General features: G+C 64.8%; 19 protein-coding genes. 8 read left to right on the forward strand and 11 right to left on the reverse strand.

Annotated elements, in window-relative coordinates:
• The gene (locus HQ354_RS10230; protein ID WP_068427830.1) at positions 1 to 255 is read right to left on the reverse strand and encodes a hypothetical protein; all 255 of its coding nucleotides are present in this window, start codon (positions 253 to 255) and stop codon (positions 1 to 3) included.
• Positions 256 to 1,131 (reverse strand): mycothiol conjugate amidase Mca, encoded by an 876-nt coding sequence (gene mca, locus HQ354_RS10235; RefSeq protein WP_174551444.1) that lies wholly within the window; start codon positions 1,129 to 1,131, stop codon positions 256 to 258.
• 117 nt (positions 1,132 to 1,248) lie between these two features.
• On the opposite strand from mca, the gene HQ354_RS10240 reads away from it, so the two are divergent.
• The 3 genes from HQ354_RS10240 to HQ354_RS10250 all read left to right on the forward strand — a co-directional run bounded on the left by HQ354_RS10240 (position 1,249) and on the right by HQ354_RS10250 (position 3,724).
• Positions 1,249 to 1,671: a DUF4307 domain-containing protein gene (locus tag HQ354_RS10240; protein WP_068427824.1), complete on the forward strand. Its 423-nt coding sequence runs from the start codon at positions 1,249 to 1,251 to the stop codon at positions 1,669 to 1,671.
• Between the two features lie 210 nt (positions 1,672 to 1,881).
• Positions 1,882 to 2,376, forward strand: a complete 495-nt coding sequence (greA, locus tag HQ354_RS10245; protein WP_068429008.1) for a transcription elongation factor GreA — start codon at positions 1,882 to 1,884, stop codon at positions 2,374 to 2,376.
• Between the two features lie 91 nt (positions 2,377 to 2,467).
• Positions 2,468 to 3,724, forward strand: coding sequence for an acyl-CoA thioester hydrolase/BAAT C-terminal domain-containing protein (locus HQ354_RS10250; RefSeq protein ID WP_167674865.1), 1,257 nt, complete (start codon positions 2,468 to 2,470; stop codon positions 3,722 to 3,724).
• A 9-nt stretch (positions 3,725 to 3,733) separates the two neighbouring features.
• Here HQ354_RS10250 and HQ354_RS10255 read toward each other — a convergent pair whose 3' ends face one another.
• The 3 genes from HQ354_RS10255 to ilvA all read right to left on the reverse strand — a co-directional run bounded on the left by HQ354_RS10255 (position 3,734) and on the right by ilvA (position 6,870).
• A complete protein-coding gene (locus HQ354_RS10255; RefSeq protein WP_068427820.1) occupies positions 3,734 to 4,525 on the reverse strand; it encodes an ABC transporter permease in 792 nt (263 codons plus the stop codon).
• Complete coding sequence (locus HQ354_RS10260; protein WP_068427817.1) at positions 4,522 to 5,490, reverse strand: ATP-binding cassette domain-containing protein; 969 nt, start codon at positions 5,488 to 5,490, stop codon at positions 4,522 to 4,524. Before HQ354_RS10260 ends, HQ354_RS10255 begins: the two co-directional genes overlap by 4 nt.
• A 165-nt stretch (positions 5,491 to 5,655) precedes the next feature.
• Complete coding sequence (gene ilvA, locus HQ354_RS10265) at positions 5,656 to 6,870, reverse strand: threonine ammonia-lyase (RefSeq protein ID WP_068427816.1); 1,215 nt, start codon at positions 6,868 to 6,870, stop codon at positions 5,656 to 5,658.
• 112 nt (positions 6,871 to 6,982) lie between these two features.
• On the opposite strand from ilvA, the gene HQ354_RS10270 reads away from it, so the two are divergent.
• The 5 genes from HQ354_RS10270 to HQ354_RS10290 are packed head-to-tail and all read left to right on the forward strand — an operon-like array spanning position 6,983 to position 9,362.
• The gene (locus tag HQ354_RS10270) at positions 6,983 to 7,423 is read left to right on the forward strand and encodes an Asp23/Gls24 family envelope stress response protein (RefSeq protein ID WP_068427812.1); all 441 of its coding nucleotides are present in this window, start codon (positions 6,983 to 6,985) and stop codon (positions 7,421 to 7,423) included.
• Positions 7,420 to 7,716, forward strand: a complete 297-nt coding sequence (locus HQ354_RS10275; RefSeq protein WP_167674871.1) for a hypothetical protein — start codon at positions 7,420 to 7,422, stop codon at positions 7,714 to 7,716. The genes HQ354_RS10270 and HQ354_RS10275 overlap by 4 nt, the downstream gene beginning before the upstream one ends.
• Positions 7,713 to 7,892 carry a DUF2273 domain-containing protein gene (locus tag HQ354_RS10280; protein ID WP_068427807.1) on the forward strand — a complete coding sequence of 60 codons (180 nt, stop codon included), beginning with the start codon at positions 7,713 to 7,715 and terminating at the stop codon, positions 7,890 to 7,892. The genes HQ354_RS10275 and HQ354_RS10280 overlap by 4 nt, the downstream gene beginning before the upstream one ends.
• Complete coding sequence (locus HQ354_RS25880) at positions 7,885 to 8,811, forward strand: DUF6286 domain-containing protein (protein WP_308115208.1); 927 nt, start codon at positions 7,885 to 7,887, stop codon at positions 8,809 to 8,811. Before HQ354_RS10280 ends, HQ354_RS25880 begins: the two co-directional genes overlap by 8 nt.
• Positions 8,808 to 9,362, forward strand: a complete 555-nt coding sequence (locus tag HQ354_RS10290) for a hypothetical protein (RefSeq protein WP_308115209.1) — start codon at positions 8,808 to 8,810, stop codon at positions 9,360 to 9,362. Before HQ354_RS25880 ends, HQ354_RS10290 begins: the two co-directional genes overlap by 4 nt.
• Positions 9,363 to 9,817: 455 nt before the next feature.
• On the opposite strand, the gene tuf is transcribed toward HQ354_RS10290, so the two are convergent.
• The 6 genes from tuf to HQ354_RS10320 all read right to left on the reverse strand — a co-directional run bounded on the left by tuf (position 9,818) and on the right by HQ354_RS10320 (position 15,522).
• Positions 9,818 to 11,008 (reverse strand): elongation factor Tu, encoded by a 1,191-nt coding sequence (tuf, locus tag HQ354_RS10295; RefSeq protein ID WP_068427803.1) that lies wholly within the window; start codon positions 11,006 to 11,008, stop codon positions 9,818 to 9,820.
• 121 nt (positions 11,009 to 11,129) lie between these two features.
• Complete coding sequence (fusA, locus tag HQ354_RS10300) at positions 11,130 to 13,232, reverse strand: elongation factor G (protein ID WP_167674875.1); 2,103 nt, start codon at positions 13,230 to 13,232, stop codon at positions 11,130 to 11,132.
• Positions 13,233 to 13,360: 128 nt separating this feature from the next.
• Positions 13,361 to 13,831, reverse strand: coding sequence for a 30S ribosomal protein S7 (gene rpsG / locus HQ354_RS10305; RefSeq protein WP_003941856.1), 471 nt, complete (start codon positions 13,829 to 13,831; stop codon positions 13,361 to 13,363).
• Entirely contained in the window at positions 13,832 to 14,206 is a 375-nt protein-coding gene (gene rpsL / locus HQ354_RS10310) for a 30S ribosomal protein S12 (protein ID WP_008714048.1), read from the reverse strand. It lies immediately after the preceding gene.
• A gap of 285 nt (positions 14,207 to 14,491) precedes the next feature.
• On the reverse strand, positions 14,492 to 15,010 hold the full coding sequence (locus HQ354_RS10315; protein WP_222634939.1) for a DUF3558 domain-containing protein: 519 nt from the start codon (positions 15,008 to 15,010) through the stop codon (positions 14,492 to 14,494).
• The gene (locus HQ354_RS10320; RefSeq protein WP_222634940.1) at positions 15,007 to 15,522 is read right to left on the reverse strand and encodes a DUF3558 domain-containing protein; all 516 of its coding nucleotides are present in this window, start codon (positions 15,520 to 15,522) and stop codon (positions 15,007 to 15,009) included. The genes HQ354_RS10315 and HQ354_RS10320 overlap by 4 nt, the downstream gene beginning before the upstream one ends.
• Positions 15,523 to 15,543 lie beyond the last annotated feature (21 nt).

Genomic DNA, 15,543 nt, shown 5'->3' on the forward strand with positions numbered 1-15,543 from the left:
TCAGCTGTCGCGAGGTTCGGTCTCGGTCCGGTCGGTGTCTCGAACGGCACCGCGGTCGGTGCCCTCGTCGAATTCCCGGTCGGCACCCGGATCGTCCTTCTCGAAGGATTCCGGAAGCTTCTTGATCTGTTTGTTCATCGACCAGATGAGGAACGCGGTGCCGACGAGAAGCGCGACGATGATCACCAGACCGACCGGAGACGACTTACCGAACTCCGGCCCGGTCGGCTGCTGCGCCAAGATGGAGATGATCACTCAGGCGTCCTCGGGATCGATACCGGCGAACAAATCGGTTTCGGGGATCGACGTCTTCACGCGGGTGCGTGCGAGTTCGTATTCCTCGGTAGGCCACAGTTTACGTTGCACGTCGACCGGCACGGCGAAGAACGAACCGTTCGGATCGATCTGCGTGGCATGGGCGCGCAGGGCGTCGTCGCGCTGTTCGAAGTAGTCGCCGACGGTCACCTGCGTGGTGATGCGTTCCATGATCTCGTCGCGATCGGTGGTCCACCGCTTCAGCCAATCGACGAAGGGGCTTTCCTCGCCGCGGTCGATGAACCAGTCGTGGAACAGCTGCATCCGCTTACGCAGGAAGCCGTGCGAGTAGTAGAGCTTGAGCGGCGTCCACGGCTCGCCCGCGTCCGGGAACTTCTCCGGGTCACCCGCTGCCTCGAATGCGGCGACGGACACTTCGTGGCACCGGATGTGGTCGGGGTGCGGGTATCCGCCCTTCTCGTCGTACGTGGTCATCACGTGCGGCTTGAACTCGCGGACGACCTTGACCAGCGCTTCGGTGGATTCCTCGAGCGGGACGAGAGCGAAACACCCCTCGGGCAGCGGCGGCAGCGGGTCGCCCTCGGGAAGTCCCGAGTCGACGAATCCGAGCCAGGTCTGCTGCACGCCGAGGATCCGTGCCGCCTCGGCCATCTCCTCGCGTCGCACCTCTTGGATGCGCTCGTGGATTCCGGGAATGTCCATCGCCGGATTGAGGATGTCTCCTCGCTCGCCTCCGGTCAGCGTGACGACGAGAACGTCGTTTCCCTCGGCCGCGTACCGAGCCATCGTCGCCGCGCCCTTGCTCGACTCGTCGTCGGGATGGGCGTGCACAGCCATGAGCCGTAGTCCGGACACGTTCTTTCCTCACCTCAGCGTCGCCTGCTTGGAACCTGCCCCTATAGTTCCACCTGACGCCGACAACACTTGCACCGGCTGCCGAAGAAACAATCCGATCCACCGAGAGACGCTCGAATGACTGCCACGCTCCCCGAAGGCCGGTATCCGAGGTCGACGCATCGCAGTATCGGCCGAGGCGTCAAGCTGGCCGTGATCGCGCTCGCGGTTGTGATCGGACTCGGGGTTGCGTTCGTCGCCTACCAGCGTTTCTCCGTCAAGGACGTCGAAGGAACCGCGCTGGCATTCGATCTGCTCGACGACGAAACGGTGTCGATTCGCTTCAGCGTCACGCGTGCCCACCCCGATCAGGAAGCCGTCTGTATCGTCCGCGCCAGGTCTCGTGACGGATCCGAGACGGGCCGACGCGAGGTACTCGTTCCGGGATCGGCGGACCGCGAGGTCGAGGTGGTCTCCGAGGTCAAGACGTCGCAACCACCGGCCGTCGGCGATGTCTACGGGTGCAGTCTGAATGTTCCGCAATATTTACGTGGAAGCTGACCGAACGCCTGCTCGTGGTAACATCTACCCGTACACGGTTCCGCACTGGGGCCGTGTATTGCTGCATTGACGGTCGATTGAGCGGACCGATCCGGGGGGACTCCGACAGACAAGAGCCTCGTGGATCGATGCGTTCGTCAGCGCTCGCGCGTCCGTCCGCAGGCACACCAGAAGCCCGCTGCGGCTTCGACTTACAAGGGAGTGATCGAGATGACCGAGACGCAGGTGACCTGGCTCACCCAGGAGTCACATGACAGGCTCAAGAGCGAACTCGACCAACTCATTTCCAATCGTCCGGTCATCGCCGCCGAGATCAACGAGCGACGCGAAGAGGGCGATCTGAAAGAGAACGGCGGATACCACGCTGCGCGCGAGGAGCAGGGCCAGCAGGAAGCTCGCATTCGCCAGCTGCAGGAGCTGTTGAACTCCGCCAAGGTCGGTGAAGCACCTACCCAGTCCGGCGTCGCGCTGCCCGGATCCGTCGTGAAGGTCTACTACGACGGCGACGAGTCCGATACCGAAACGTTCCTCATCGCCACGCGCGAAGAAGGTGCACGCAACGGCAAGCTGGAGGTCTACTCCCCCAGCTCGCCCCTCGGCGGTGCCCTCATCGACGCGAAGGTCGGTGACACCCGTGAGTACACGCTGCCCAACGGCAAGACCATGAAGGTCACGCTGCTCAGCGCGGAGCCGTACCACGAGTAAGCCCGCTCCAGCCGAAAGCCCCACCCGCCAGGGTGGGGCTTTTTGCGTTATACGGCCGACACCGGCGCGAGACGCGGCGCACACTTGACCGATGGAGCCCGTATCACTGCAGGTGGACCCGGTTTCCGGGCCCATCGACAGCCCCACGGTCTTTCGCGTTCACGGCGTCCGACCGGGTCTGCCGGTCCATCTCGACGTCGCCACCGTCGACGACGACGGTCACCACTGGGTGTCCCATCAGGACTACGACATCGACGCCGACGGGCGGCTGAAGATGGCCGACCCGGATCGCCCGTGGTGGAACATGCAGTTCGTCGACGAGGGCGTCGCACCGGTGACGTTCGTCGGCTCCGAAGCAGGCCTCGACTACCGCGTCTCCGTACACGCTCACGAGGGTTCGTCGAGCACGACGATCCGTCGCAGCTGGGGCGACGACGTCGTGCGCGAGGACCACGCCGGAAAGGGGTGGCGTCTGCGTGTCTACCTGCCGGACACGAGCGAGGACGTCACCGCGGGAGTTCTGCTGCTGCCCGGCACGATGGGCGCCCGACCCTCGACGCCGACCGCGGCATTGCTCGCGTCGCACGGTTACGTCAGCGCCGTCCTGTCCTACATGGGAGAACCCGGGCTGCCCGACGCCTTCGAGTCCATTCCGATCGAAGCAGTGGCTGCCGGGATCGCGGCCTTCGCGTCGCACGAACGCGTCGACGCCGACCGCATCGCGCTGCACGCCGCGTCGGTGGGCGCCTCCGTTGCCTTGTCCACCCTTGCCCGCACACCCGAGCTGACCGTGCGCTCGGTCGTCGCGCTCGCGCCGACACACGTCGTTCTTCAGGCGCTGTCCGACACCGGGCCGCCGCCGCGGGCGTCGTCGCTGACCGAGGCGGGTGAACCGTTGCCGTACATGCCGATTCGCGCCGAGAGACTCGTCGGGCAGATCGTGAAGAGAACCGTCGGACGGCTGTTCTCGCCGTCGCCGACGTCGCGCGCTCTGTCACTGCGACCCGCCTACTCCGCAGGCCTGCGCGACGACGAGGCCGTCGCTCGGGCCGTCATTCCGGTGGAGAAGATCGATGCGCCGATGCTCGCGATCGCGGGCGTCGCGGACGCGTCGTACCCGGCGGATCGGATGGCGCGAGCGCTGATCGCGCGACGCCATCGTGACACCGACCGACTTCTCGTGTTGCCGAACGCGGGCCATTTCCTCCGGCCGCCGGCAACGCCGACGACCGTGGACCGCAACAACTTCATCGTGTCCGGAGGCACGCCCGCCGGCACGGCCAAAGGCCAGCGACGGGCGTGGACGGAGACGCTCGACTTCCTGTCGGAAACCCTTGCCACCCAATGAGGTACGAGATCAGGCGGTCAGGGTCCGCTCGTACTTGCGCACCGACAACGGCACGAAGATCACCAGGAACAGCACGACCCAGATCAACGTGTAGAGCACCGGGTTCTGGAGCGGCCAGACATCCGGCGGCGGAACCATCGGGTTGGTGTTCCCGAACAGTTCACGCACCGCCTGGGTGACGGCCGAGATCGGATTCCACTCCGCGATCGTCTTCAGGACCGTCGGGAAACCGTCGATCGGCACGAACGTGTTGGCGATGAACGTCAGCGGGAAGATCACGATGAACGACGCGTTGTTGAAGATCTCCGGCGACCGCACCGTCAATCCGACGAAGGCCATGACCCACGAGATCGAGTACGCGAACAGCAGCAGCAGAACGTACCCGGCGACTGCTTCGAAGAACGACGACGTGATGCGCCACCCGACGATGAGTCCGGTGATCGACATGATCGTGATGGTCACGATGTTGTTGCCGACGTCGGCTGCCGTCCGACCGATCACGACGGCCGACCTGGCCATCGGGAGCGATCGGAACCGGTCCATGACGCCCTTCTGCAGATCCTCCGCGAGCGACGATCCGGTGATCGATGCCCCGAAGATCATGGTCTGTACGAAGATGCCGCCCATGAGGAAGCTCTTGTAGTCGACCCCGGGAACGTCGATGGCACTGCCGAAGACGTACGCGAACAGCAGCACGAACATGATGGGCGACAGCGTCGCGAAGAACAGCAGGTCGGGAACCCGCTTGAGCTTGATCAAATTTCGTTTGGTGACGATCAGCGAATCGTGTGCGACGGTCATTTCGCTTCCTCCACGGGTGCGTCGGCCTCGGTGACATGGCCGGTGAGCGTGAGAAACACGTCGTCGAGATTGGGCCGTCGCAATCCGACGTCCACCACCTTGACTCCGGCGTCCTTCAGCTGAACGAGAGCGGTGGTCAGGTCGTCGGCGCCGTCGCCCACGGACACGGCGAGGCGACGCGCCTGCTCGTCGTACACCGGGGTGTCGACGCCGATCGGCGTCAGGATCTGCTCGGCGCGCTCGCGGTCGGCCGGGTCGATGAGCACGAATTCGAGTCGCTCGCCGCCGACCTGTTCCTTGAGCTGGTCGGCCGTGCCCCTGGCGATGATCGATCCTTTGTCGAGCACGATGATCGAGTCGGCCAGCCGGTCCGCTTCTTCGAGGTACTGCGTGGTCAGCAGAATGGTGGTGCCGTCCTTCACGAGGTCGGCGATGAACTCCCACATGGCAATTCGGCTGCGCGGGTCGAGGCCCGTGGTGGGCTCGTCGAGAAACACGACCTTCGGCCGCCCGATGAGACTGGCCGCGATGTCGAGTCGACGACGCATACCGCCCGAATACTGCTTCGCAGTCCGGTCGCGTGCGTATTCGAGATCGAATCGTTCGAGTAGCTCGTCGGCGCGGCGACGTGCCTCGGCCTTCTTCAGACCGAACAGCCGCCCGACCATCTCGAGATTCTCGTAGCCCGTCAGGTATTCGTCGACGGCAGCGAACTGGCCCGTGAGTCCGATGGTCTTGCGGACCTCGTTCGGGTGCTCCCCCACGTCGACGCCGTGGACGCGGGCGGTGCCCGACGTCGCCTTCAACAAGGTCGCGAGAATACGAACGGCCGTCGTCTTTCCGGCCCCGTTGGGACCGAGAACGCCGAGGACGGTGCCCTCGGGGACGGTGAAGCTGATCCCGGCGAGCGCGGTGTTCTTCCCGTACTCCAGTACTAGATCTTCGACTTCGATGGCATGTGCCATGGTGTGTAACCCCATTCCTGTGATGCATCCGTACTGCAGACTCGGAACGCGTCGAACATTAATCGGTGCCGCGGACACCTGCTGTCCTGAAGAAGTTTCCTCGTGAACGGCCCCCACGTCGCTCGCACCGCGGTCACCTTACGGTCTCGGACCGACACGCGCGGGCTAAGCGCGAACCGTGTATCCCGCCGACTCGAACGCGTCGAGCATCTCCTGCCGGTGTTCGGGTCCGCGGGTCTCGACGGTCAGCATGACCTCGACCTCGTCGAGTCCGAGTTGCCCGCCGGTGCGTGAATGCACGACGTCGACGACGCTCGCGCCGAGATCCTTGACGACGCCGAGCAAATCGAGCAGACCACCGGGCCGGTCCGAGATGGTCACGCGCACAGCAAGATACCGACCCGCGGCGCGCAAACCGTGCGTGATGACGTGCGTCAGCAGCAGTGGGTCGATGTTGCCGCCGGACAGCACTGCGCAGACCGGCCCGTCCAGCGCGAGGTCGTCGCGTGTCATCAGAGCGGCGACGGCAGCGGCACCGGCAGGCTCGACGATGAGCTTGGCGCGTTCGATACACATCAGCAACGCTCTCGACAGCGCGTCCTCGGAGACGGTCACGATGTCGTCGACCTGGTTCACCACATGCTCGAAGGGCACACTGCCCGGCAGTCCGACAGCGATGCCGTCGGCCATCGTCGACATCGACCCCGCCGCGACCGGGTGTCCTGCGTCGAGCGAGGCCGGCCATGCCGCGGCACCCTCGGCCTGGACCCCGATGATCCGCACCGACGGCTTGTGCAGGCGCATCGCCGCGGTGACACCCGCGAGCAGTCCCCCGCCTCCCGTCGGTACGACGACGGTGCCGACGTCCGGCATCTGCGCGAGTAGCTCGGTACCCAACGTTGCTTGTCCCGCAACGATATCCGCGTGATCGAACGGATGGATCAACACCGCGCCGGTTCGCTCGGCGAATTCGTGCGCGTGGACGAGCGCCTCGTCGACGGTATGGCCGACGAGTTGCACGTCGGCCCCGTACGCCTTCGTGGCGACGAGTTTCGGCAGCGACACCCCGGTCGGCATGAACACCGTCGACGGAATGCCCAATTCCGTTGCCGCCCAGGCTACTCCTTGCGCGTGATTGCCTGCGCTCGCCGCAACGACCCCGTTGCGGCGTTCCGACGCGTCGAGACGTGCGATGCGGTTGTACGCACCGCGGGGCTTGAACGACCCTGTGCGTTGCAGATTTTCGCACTTGAGACGCACGTCGTGTCCGGTCAGATCGGACAGAATCCGTGACGCGACGACCGGCGTTCGCCGCATCACCGGGCCGAGGAGTGCCTCGGCGTCGGAGATGTCCGCGGCCGTGAGCAGCGACCCGGTCATGCGGGACCCACCGACGACGACACGCAGAAACTCACCACTGCCGCAGTATGCCAGGACGTCCCGACAGCGTTTACGTCGCCGCGTCGGGCCCGAAGTCACTACGATCGAACGTATGAGTACTGACCCCAGCTTCGCCTCCGCGAGTTCCGCTGCGCTCACCACCACGCAGGGTCGAACGATCATCGCCGACGCCGTCGTCGCGAAGATCGCTGGCATCGCCACGCGCGAGATCAACGGCGTCTACGACGTCGGTGGCGGCACCGCGCGCGTCGTCGGCGCGCTGCGTGACCGCATCCCCGGTGCTCGGGTCAACCACAGCCAGGGTGTCGCGGTCGAGGTCGGTGAGAAACAGGCGGCCATCGACATCGGCATCGTCGCCGAGTATGGCGTCGCGCTGCACGAGCTGGCAGCAGGCATCCGTAGGAACGTCATCACGGCCGTCGAACGGATGACCGGCCTCGAGGTCACCGAAGTCAACATCACCGTCTACGACGTCATGCTGTTCGACGAGGCCGACGCGGCGCTCGAACCTGACGTCCGTCGCGTCCAGTGAGCGTCGTCCAGGAACACGAGCTCGCCGACTCGGTTGCTGCGGCCGCGTTGTCGGTGGCAGGCGTCGTCGCGCTGAACGGCGGTGAGTTCGGTGAGATCGCGACGTATCTGCCCGGACGCAAAGTCGTCGGCGTTCGGATCCATGCGGACGGATGCGACGTCCACATCACCGCCGAGTATCCCAGCGACGTGCATGCGGTGGCACGCGGTGTAGTAGCGGCCGTGCAGCCTCTGATCACGGTGCCGGTGTCGGTGACCGTCGAAGATGTTCGCTTCCCTGGAGACAAGTCATGAACTACACGATCGTCGGACTGCTGACCGGTCTGCTGCTCGCGCTCGCCGGCATCGTCGGCGGGTTCAGTGGTTTCGTACTCGCCCTGTTCCTCGGTGCTGTCGGTGTCGCCGTCGGGGCACACTTCGACGGGCGGCTCGACCTGACGTCGTTGCTGCGCAGCCGTGGCCGTGGTTGACACGGACGGCGCGATCTCGAACGGAGGTCCCGGCAGTCTCGTCATCAAGGATCGAGCCGTAGCGCGTGTCGCCGTCGCCGCCGCGCTGACGGTTCCGTCGGTGGTTCGGCAGGTCGGAGGCATGTCCCGGCTCACCGGCCGCGATCTTCCCCGCGCCGACGTGTCCGTCGGCGAGGAATCGGTGTCGGTGAATCTGTACGTCGCGCTCGCGTGGCCGTGCCGCATCTCGGAGGTGGCCGCGTCGGTTCACGACGAGGTCAGCCGCACTCTGGACAGCATCGTCGGGCTCCCCTTGCATCGGCTGAACGTGATGGTCGCGGCAACGACGGTCGGTGACGACGGTGACCACGTCGGCGCGACCGAGCGTGACGTCGTCGTACCGAGGCCGCGCCCGCCGACGGCCAGTCCCGCGGCGCTTCCCGTCGCTGTCGTGATCGCGTTCGCGTTGCTCGGCGTCGCGTTCGTCGCGGGCCGTGAATTCTTGATCGTGCACGACACTCTCGGCGGAGCGCCGTGGATTCACAACAGCATCGATTGGATTGCCCAATTACGTTGGGCGCCATGGATGGTCGCGGCGTCGGTTGCATCGATTGTCGTCGGCGTCGTACTCGTCGTGCTGGGACTTAAGCCACGCACGAAAACCCATGCGGGCGCGGTATCTCCGACGTCGTCGTCACCGATGGTGTGGCTGCGTCCCACCGATGTCGCCCGCATGTGCAGCGATCGTGCCAGCTCGGTGCCCGAAGTGGACTCCGCGCGCACGACCGTCACGCGCAAGAAGGTCATCGTCGACGTGCATCGTGCCGGTGACGGCAACGACGCCCTCAGCAATTCGGTGCGTGAGGCCGTGGCCCCGACAGTCGCGGTGCTCGCCGAACCGCGGAAGATTCAGGTTCGGGTGAAAGACGTGCGCTCGTGAAGCGTGTGATGGCGGCAGTCGACCGCATTCTCGCCGTAGTGCTGGGAGTGGCGCTGATGTGCGCGGGAGCGTTCGCGCTCGCCTGGTACTTCGATGTTCCGTGGGCGGTGCAGAGGTTCGCCACATTCGACCGAGACATCTTCGTGTCCATCCCGAATCGGAACTGGTGGGAGGTGGCGCTCGCTGCCACTGCTGTGATCACGGCCGTCGTCGCGCTCGTGCTATCGATCGGCAACCTGTCTCCGCGCCGAACCGGGACGGTGCAAATCGCGTCGGACGACTCCCTCGCGGTGCGGGTCGACCTCGCCGCGCTGGCGCGGGGCGTCGCAGCCGACCTCGCGACGTTCCCGGGCGTCGTGAGCGCTGAGGGTCGGGCCATCGACGATCGTGGTGTCCCGACCCTCGCCGTCACGGTCCACACCTCACCCGACGTCGACATCGACGCCTTCACCCGGGTCGCCGAGTCGCGGGCCGAGTTCGTCGCCGACACGTTGGAGAACGCCCCCGTCGCCCTGCGCGTGCAGGTGCACGTGGATGCCGGGGCGCGCTAGTCCTCGGACAGGCCGACGTGGGGCGTCCGACCGTCGCCCGCGCAGGTTGCAGCCACCGCGCAGGTTGCAACGTGCGCAGCTGCTCAAAGGTGCGCGGGAAGGGGGTCCGGGGCGCAATCACGGCCACCCGCGCAGGTTGCAGCGAACGCGCAGGTTGCAACGTGCGCAGCTGCTGAAAGGTGCGCGCTATCGCTCGGGCATGCCGACGTAGGGCTTCTGACCACCACCCGCGCAGGTTCCAGCCACCGCGCAGGTTGCAACCTGCGCAGCTACTGAAAGGTGCGCGGTAAGGGGGTCCGCGCCGCAGAATCCGCCCCCGCCGCCGCATGAATGGACCACGACAACCGTCTATCGGATGCTGCGGGCCATCGATGCCGAAACGAGCGCACGAAAGCGAGCGCAACAAAAAGCGCCCACCCCCCGAAGGGGATGGGCGCTTCTCAGGTGGAGCTAGATCACTTGATGATCTTGGTGACGCGACCGGCGCCGACGGTACGACCGCCCTCGCGGATAGCGAAACGCAGGCCCTCGTCCATGGCGACCGGCTGGATCAGCTGGACGGACATCTCGGTGTTGTCACCGGGCATGACCATCTCGGTGCCCTCGGGGAGGGTAACGACGCCCGTAACGTCCGTGGTACGGAAGTAGAACTGCGGGCGGTAGTTGTTGAAGAACGGCGTGTGGCGGCCACCCTCATCCTTGGACAGGATGTAGGCGTTGCCCTCGAACTCCGTGTGGGGAGTCGTGGTGCCGGGCTTGATGATGACCTGGCCACGCTCGACGTCTTCGCGCTTGATGCCACGAACGAGCAGACCGACGTTGTCGCCTGCCTGGCCCGAGTCGAGCAGCTTGCGGAACATCTCGATACCGGTGACCGTGGTCTTGGTCGATCCGGGGCGGATGCCGACGATCTCGACCTCTTCGTTGACGTTGATCACGCCACGCTCGATACGGCCGGTGACAACGGTTCCACGACCGGTGATGGTGAAGACGTCCTCGACGGGCATGAGGAATGCCTTGTCGGTCTCACGAACCGGGTCCGGGATGGAGTCGTCGACAGCCTGCATGAGCTCTGCAACGCTCTCGGCCCACTTCGGGTCACCCTCGAGTGCCTTCAGTGCGGAGACCTTGACAACCGGTGCGTCCTCGTCGAAGTCCTGCGCAGCGAGAAGCTCGCGGACCTCCATCTCGACGAGCTCGATGATCTCGTCGTCGTCGACCATGTCGGCCTTGTTCAGGGCGACGAGGATGTACGGAACGCCGACCTGCTTGGCGAGGAGCACGTGCTCACGCGTCTGCGGCATCGGGCCGTCGGTTGCTGCCACGACCAGGATCGCGCCGTCCATCTGGGCAGCACCGGTGATCATGTTCTTGATGTAGTCGGCGTGGCCCGGAGCGTCGACGTGCGCGTAGTGGCGCTTGTCGGTCTGGTACTCGACGTGGGAGATGTTGATCGTGATACCACGAGCCTTCTCCTCAGGCGCCTTGTCGATCTCGTCGAAGGCCGAGGCCTCGTTGAGGTCCGGGAACTTGTCGTGCAGAACCTTGGTGATTGCTGCAGTCAGCGTCGTCTTGCCGTGGTCAACGTGACCGATGGTCCCGATGTTGACGTGCGGCTTCGTCCGCTCGAACTTCGCCTTCGCCACTGTGTGTCCTCCTGGACTGTTGGTGCTTGCTTCTTATGCAGCAGTGCGGTTGTCTTCGCAGTTCTTTTGAACTGCTCGGTCGTGCGGTGTTACTGATTCAGCGTGTCCAGCTCGCGGAGAATTATTCTCCGGTCGCCTTCGCGATGATCTCCTTGGCGACGTTCGCGGGAACCTCGGCGTAGGAGTCGAACACCATGGAGTAGTTAGCGCGGCCCTGAGTCTTCGACCGAAGGTCTCCGATGTAGCCGAACATCTCCGACAGCGGAACCTGTGCCTTGACGACACGTGCGCCGCTACGTTCCTCCATGGCCTGAATCTGACCACGGCGGGAGTTCAGGTCGCCGATGACCTCACCCATGTAATCCTCGGGTGTCGTGACCTCGACGGCCATGACGGGCTCGAGAATGACCGGGCCGGCCTTCTTTGCAGCTTCCTTGAACGCTTGTGAGCCGGCGACCTTGAAGGCCATTTCCGACGAGTCGACGTCGTGGTACGCGCCGTCGAGCAGCGTGACCTTGACGTTGACGAGCGGGTATCCGGCGAGGACGCCGTACTGCATGGCGTCCTGAGCTCCGGCGTCGACCGAAGGAATGTACTCCCTCGGCACACGACCACCGGTGACCTTGTTCTCGAACTCGTAGGTCGCGCCGTCTTCGCCCTCGAAAGGCTCGAGGCTGATGATGACCTTCGCGAACTGACCCGAGCCACCGGTCTGCTTCTTGTGCGTGTAGTCGAGCTTCTCGACCTTCTTGCGAATGGTCTCGCGGTACGCGACCTGCGGCTTACCGACGTTGGCCTCGACCTTGAACTCACGCTTCATGCGGTCGACCAGGATGTCGAGGTGGAGCTCGCCCATGCCGCCGATGACGGTCTGGCCGGTGTCCTCGTCCAGCTTCACCGAGAAGGTCGGATCCTCTTCGGCGAGCTTCTGGATAGCCGTTCCCAGCTTTTCCTGGTCGCTCTTCGTCTTCGGCTCGATCGACACCTCGATGACCGGGTCCGGGAAGGTCATCGACTCGAGGATCACCTGGTTCTGCGGATCGCAGAGGGTGTCACCCGTCGTCGTGTCCTTCAGACCGATCACGGCGTAGATGTGTCCGGAAGAAGCAGACGGAACTGCGTTCTCCTTGTTGGAGTGCATCTGGAAGATCTTGCCCAGACGCTCCTTCTTGCCCTTGGTCGAGTTGATGACCTGAGCGCCGGATTCGACCTTGCCCGAGTAGACGCGGACGTAGGTCAGCTTGCCGAAGAAGGGGTGCGCAGCGATCTTGAACGCGAGAGCCGAGAACGGCTCGTCGGCGGACGGCTTGCGCGTGATGACCTGCTCTTCGTCGCCGACTGCGTGGCCCTGAACCGACTCGACGTCGAGGGGGGACGGCAGGTAGTCGATGACGGCGTCGAGCATGGGCTGAACGCCCTTGTTCTTGAACGCGGAGCCACAGAGAACCGGGTACAGCTCGCTGTTGACGGTCATCTTGCGGATGGCGCCCTTGATCTCCTCGATGGAGAGGTCTTCGCCACCGAAGAACTTCTCGAGCAGAGCTTCGTCGGACTCGGCGACGGTCTCGAGGAGTTCCTGACGGTACTGCTCGGCCTTCTCCTGAAGGTCGGCAGGAATGTCCTGAACCTCGTACTTCTCACCGAGCTTGGTCTCGCCGCTCCAGACCTTCGCCTTCATCTCGACGAGGTCGACGATGCCTTCGAAGTCGTTCTCGGCACCGATGGGGAGCTGGATGACCAGCGGCTTCGCGCCGAGGCGATCCTTGATGGTCTGGACGGTGAAGTAGAAGTCAGCGCCCAGCTTGTCCATCTTGTTGACGAAGCAGATACGCGGAACGTCGTACTTGTCGGCCTGACGCCACACCTGCTCCGACTGCGGCTCGACGCCTTCCTTGCCGTCGAACACGGCAACGGCGCCGTCGAGGACGCGCAGCGAACGCTCGACCTCGACGGTGAAGTCGACGTGGCCGGGGGTGTCGATGATGTTGATCTGGTTCTGGTTCCAGAAGCAGGTCACAGCAGCAGACGTGATCGTGATGCCACGCTCCTGCTCCTGCTCCATCCAGTCGGTGGTCGACGCGCCGTCGTGCGTCTCACCGATCTTGTAGTTCACCCCGGTGTAGAACAGGATGCGTTCGGTAGTGGTGGTTTTACCAGCATCGATGTGGGCCATGATGCCGATGTTGCGGACCTTGTTGAGGTCGGTCAGCACGTCCTGTGCCACGGAATTCATCCCGCCTTGTAAGTCGAAGAAGTGGGGCTGGTCGAGCTCGGAGGTGATGATGCCGACCAGGTACTAGGTCTAACGCCGGAAGGACGTAGAAAGTTTCACTACGTCCTTCCGGCCGGAAGTCACCAGCGGTAGTGCGCGAACGCCTTGTTGGCTTCAGCCATCTTGTGGGTGTCCTCGCGACGCTTCACAGCGGCGCCGAGGCCGTTGCTGGCGTCGAGAAGCTCGTTGGCCAGACGCTCGACCATGGTCTTCTCACGACGAGCGCGCGAGAAGGTGACCAGCCAGCGCAGAGCCAGCGTGGTGGAGCGGCCGGGGCGAACCTCGACGGGCACCTGGTAGGTGGCGCCACCGACGCGACGGCTGCGGACCTCGAGGGCCGGCTTGACGTTGTCGAGTGCACGCTTGAGCGTGACGACGGGGTCGGTGCCGGTCTTCTCACGAGCCTGCTCGAGCGCCTGGTAGACGATGCGCTCGGCGGTGGACTTCTTGCCGTCGAGAAGGATCTTGTTGACGAGCTGCGTGACCAGCGGCGATCCGTAGACCGGGTCGTTGATCAGCGGCCGCTTGGGTGCTGGGCCCTTGCGTGGCATTTAGCTCTTCTCCTTCTTGGCGCCGTAACGGCTGCGTGCCTGCTTGCGGTTCTTGACACCCTGGGTGTCGAGCGAGCCGCGGATGATCTTGTAGCGCACACCCGGGAGGTCCTTCACACGACCACCGCGAACGAGCACCATCGAGTGCTCCTGCAGGTTGTGGCCTTCACCGGGGATGTAGGCGGTGACCTCCACCGAGCTGGTCAAGCGCACACGCGCGACCTTACGCAGAGCGGAGTTCGGCTTCTTCGGAGTGGTGGTGTACACGCGAGTGCACACTCCACGACGCTGGGGACTGCCCTTGAGGGCAGCGGTCTTCAGTTTCGCAACCTTGTCGGTGCGACCCTTACGGACCAGCTGGTTGATAGTTGGCATGAACCGGCTTTCTTCGTGTCGCGAGTCTCGTACTTGATCGAGACTCAGGGATCTAGCAGTTGGAGCAAGAGAACACTGCTCCTCACCCAGTGGAACCACCGCGGGTCTCTTGCACCCCGCGGTCGGGTGTGTCGCATACCCCCACACGTGCAGCCCGAGCTCGCTGTCGTATCAGCGGGCGCACGGCTGTACCTCGCATAGGCACACAAACGGACCGGCCAGGCCGGACACGACCCATAACGATACCCGGCGGCGCGGCCTCGGGTCAAAACGACCCAGGTTGTGCTACCGGGCCAGATTGATCGTCAGGTCCATCAACGCCGTCGCGGCCTCGCACGGGTCGGGGTGTGCCGAACCCGGCTGATACTGCACCCACCATCCGACGACGCCCGAGTCCGGCGACCCTGCACTGACGCCGCACGACGCGGGGTCACCTGGCGGCTGCACCCGAATTGCCTTGCGGCCCTGCACGGTTATGTCGTCGACGGTGTACTCGAGCTGCTCGTTCGTCTGTCGCTCGACGTCGAGCGAGCCGTTCTCGAACCAGTTGAACGACACCTTGACCGTGCCTGCCGGACCCGCGACGTCCCAACGACAGATCGCTCCGAAGAAGGCGCGGGCGATGGCGTCGCCACCCACGGTCTTCGCGATCTGGTCGTCGGAGACGGCGTCGCATTCGGTGAGCAGTTTGCGTAGATCCGGGTTGCCCGACCCGTCGAACGTCGCCGCGGTCGGGGTGCCCTGCACGGTCGTGCTGCATCCGGCGAGGAGCAGCAGGCTCGCGGCGGCCAGAGCGCGCCTCATTGCGCGCGCTCCGCGGCGAGCGTCGCCAACTGTTCGGCGACGTCGCACGGACTGGCCGTCGGCGGTTGATCGCCGTACGTGACGGACCAGTGCATGAAGTCCTTGCCGTACTGCACGCCGACCTCGCACAGATAGTTGTCGGTTGCCGCGGCGAAACCGTCGTGTCCGTCGATCTCGATGTTCTCGGCGGGGCGGCCGATCAGCTCCGAGCCTGCGCGCTCCCGCTCGATGGGGCTGCCGCGGTACCACGAGAAACTGATCGACGGGCCGGTGAAGCCACCGACCTCCCACTCGCACCCGAGGGAATTGCGGGTGATGGCGGTGAACGCGGGAACGGCGAACGCGCTGCGAACCTCCTCGTCGGTGACCGAACCGCACGCACCGAAGAACGGTCCTGCCGCGCCCGGGTCCTCGCTCGCCGTCGTCGCGGACGGAGCCGCCGCGTCGTCACCTCTGCTGCATCCCGCCGACAGCGCGAGGAGTACCACGCCGAGAACCACGATCGCTCGCATGTTCAGGCACCTTAGTCGAGG

Origin of the sequence: Rhodococcus sp. BP-261 (assembly GCF_019835205.1) — a bacterium.
GTDB classification, from domain to species: domain Bacteria; phylum Actinomycetota; class Actinomycetes; order Mycobacteriales; family Mycobacteriaceae; genus Rhodococcoides; species Rhodococcoides kyotonensis_B.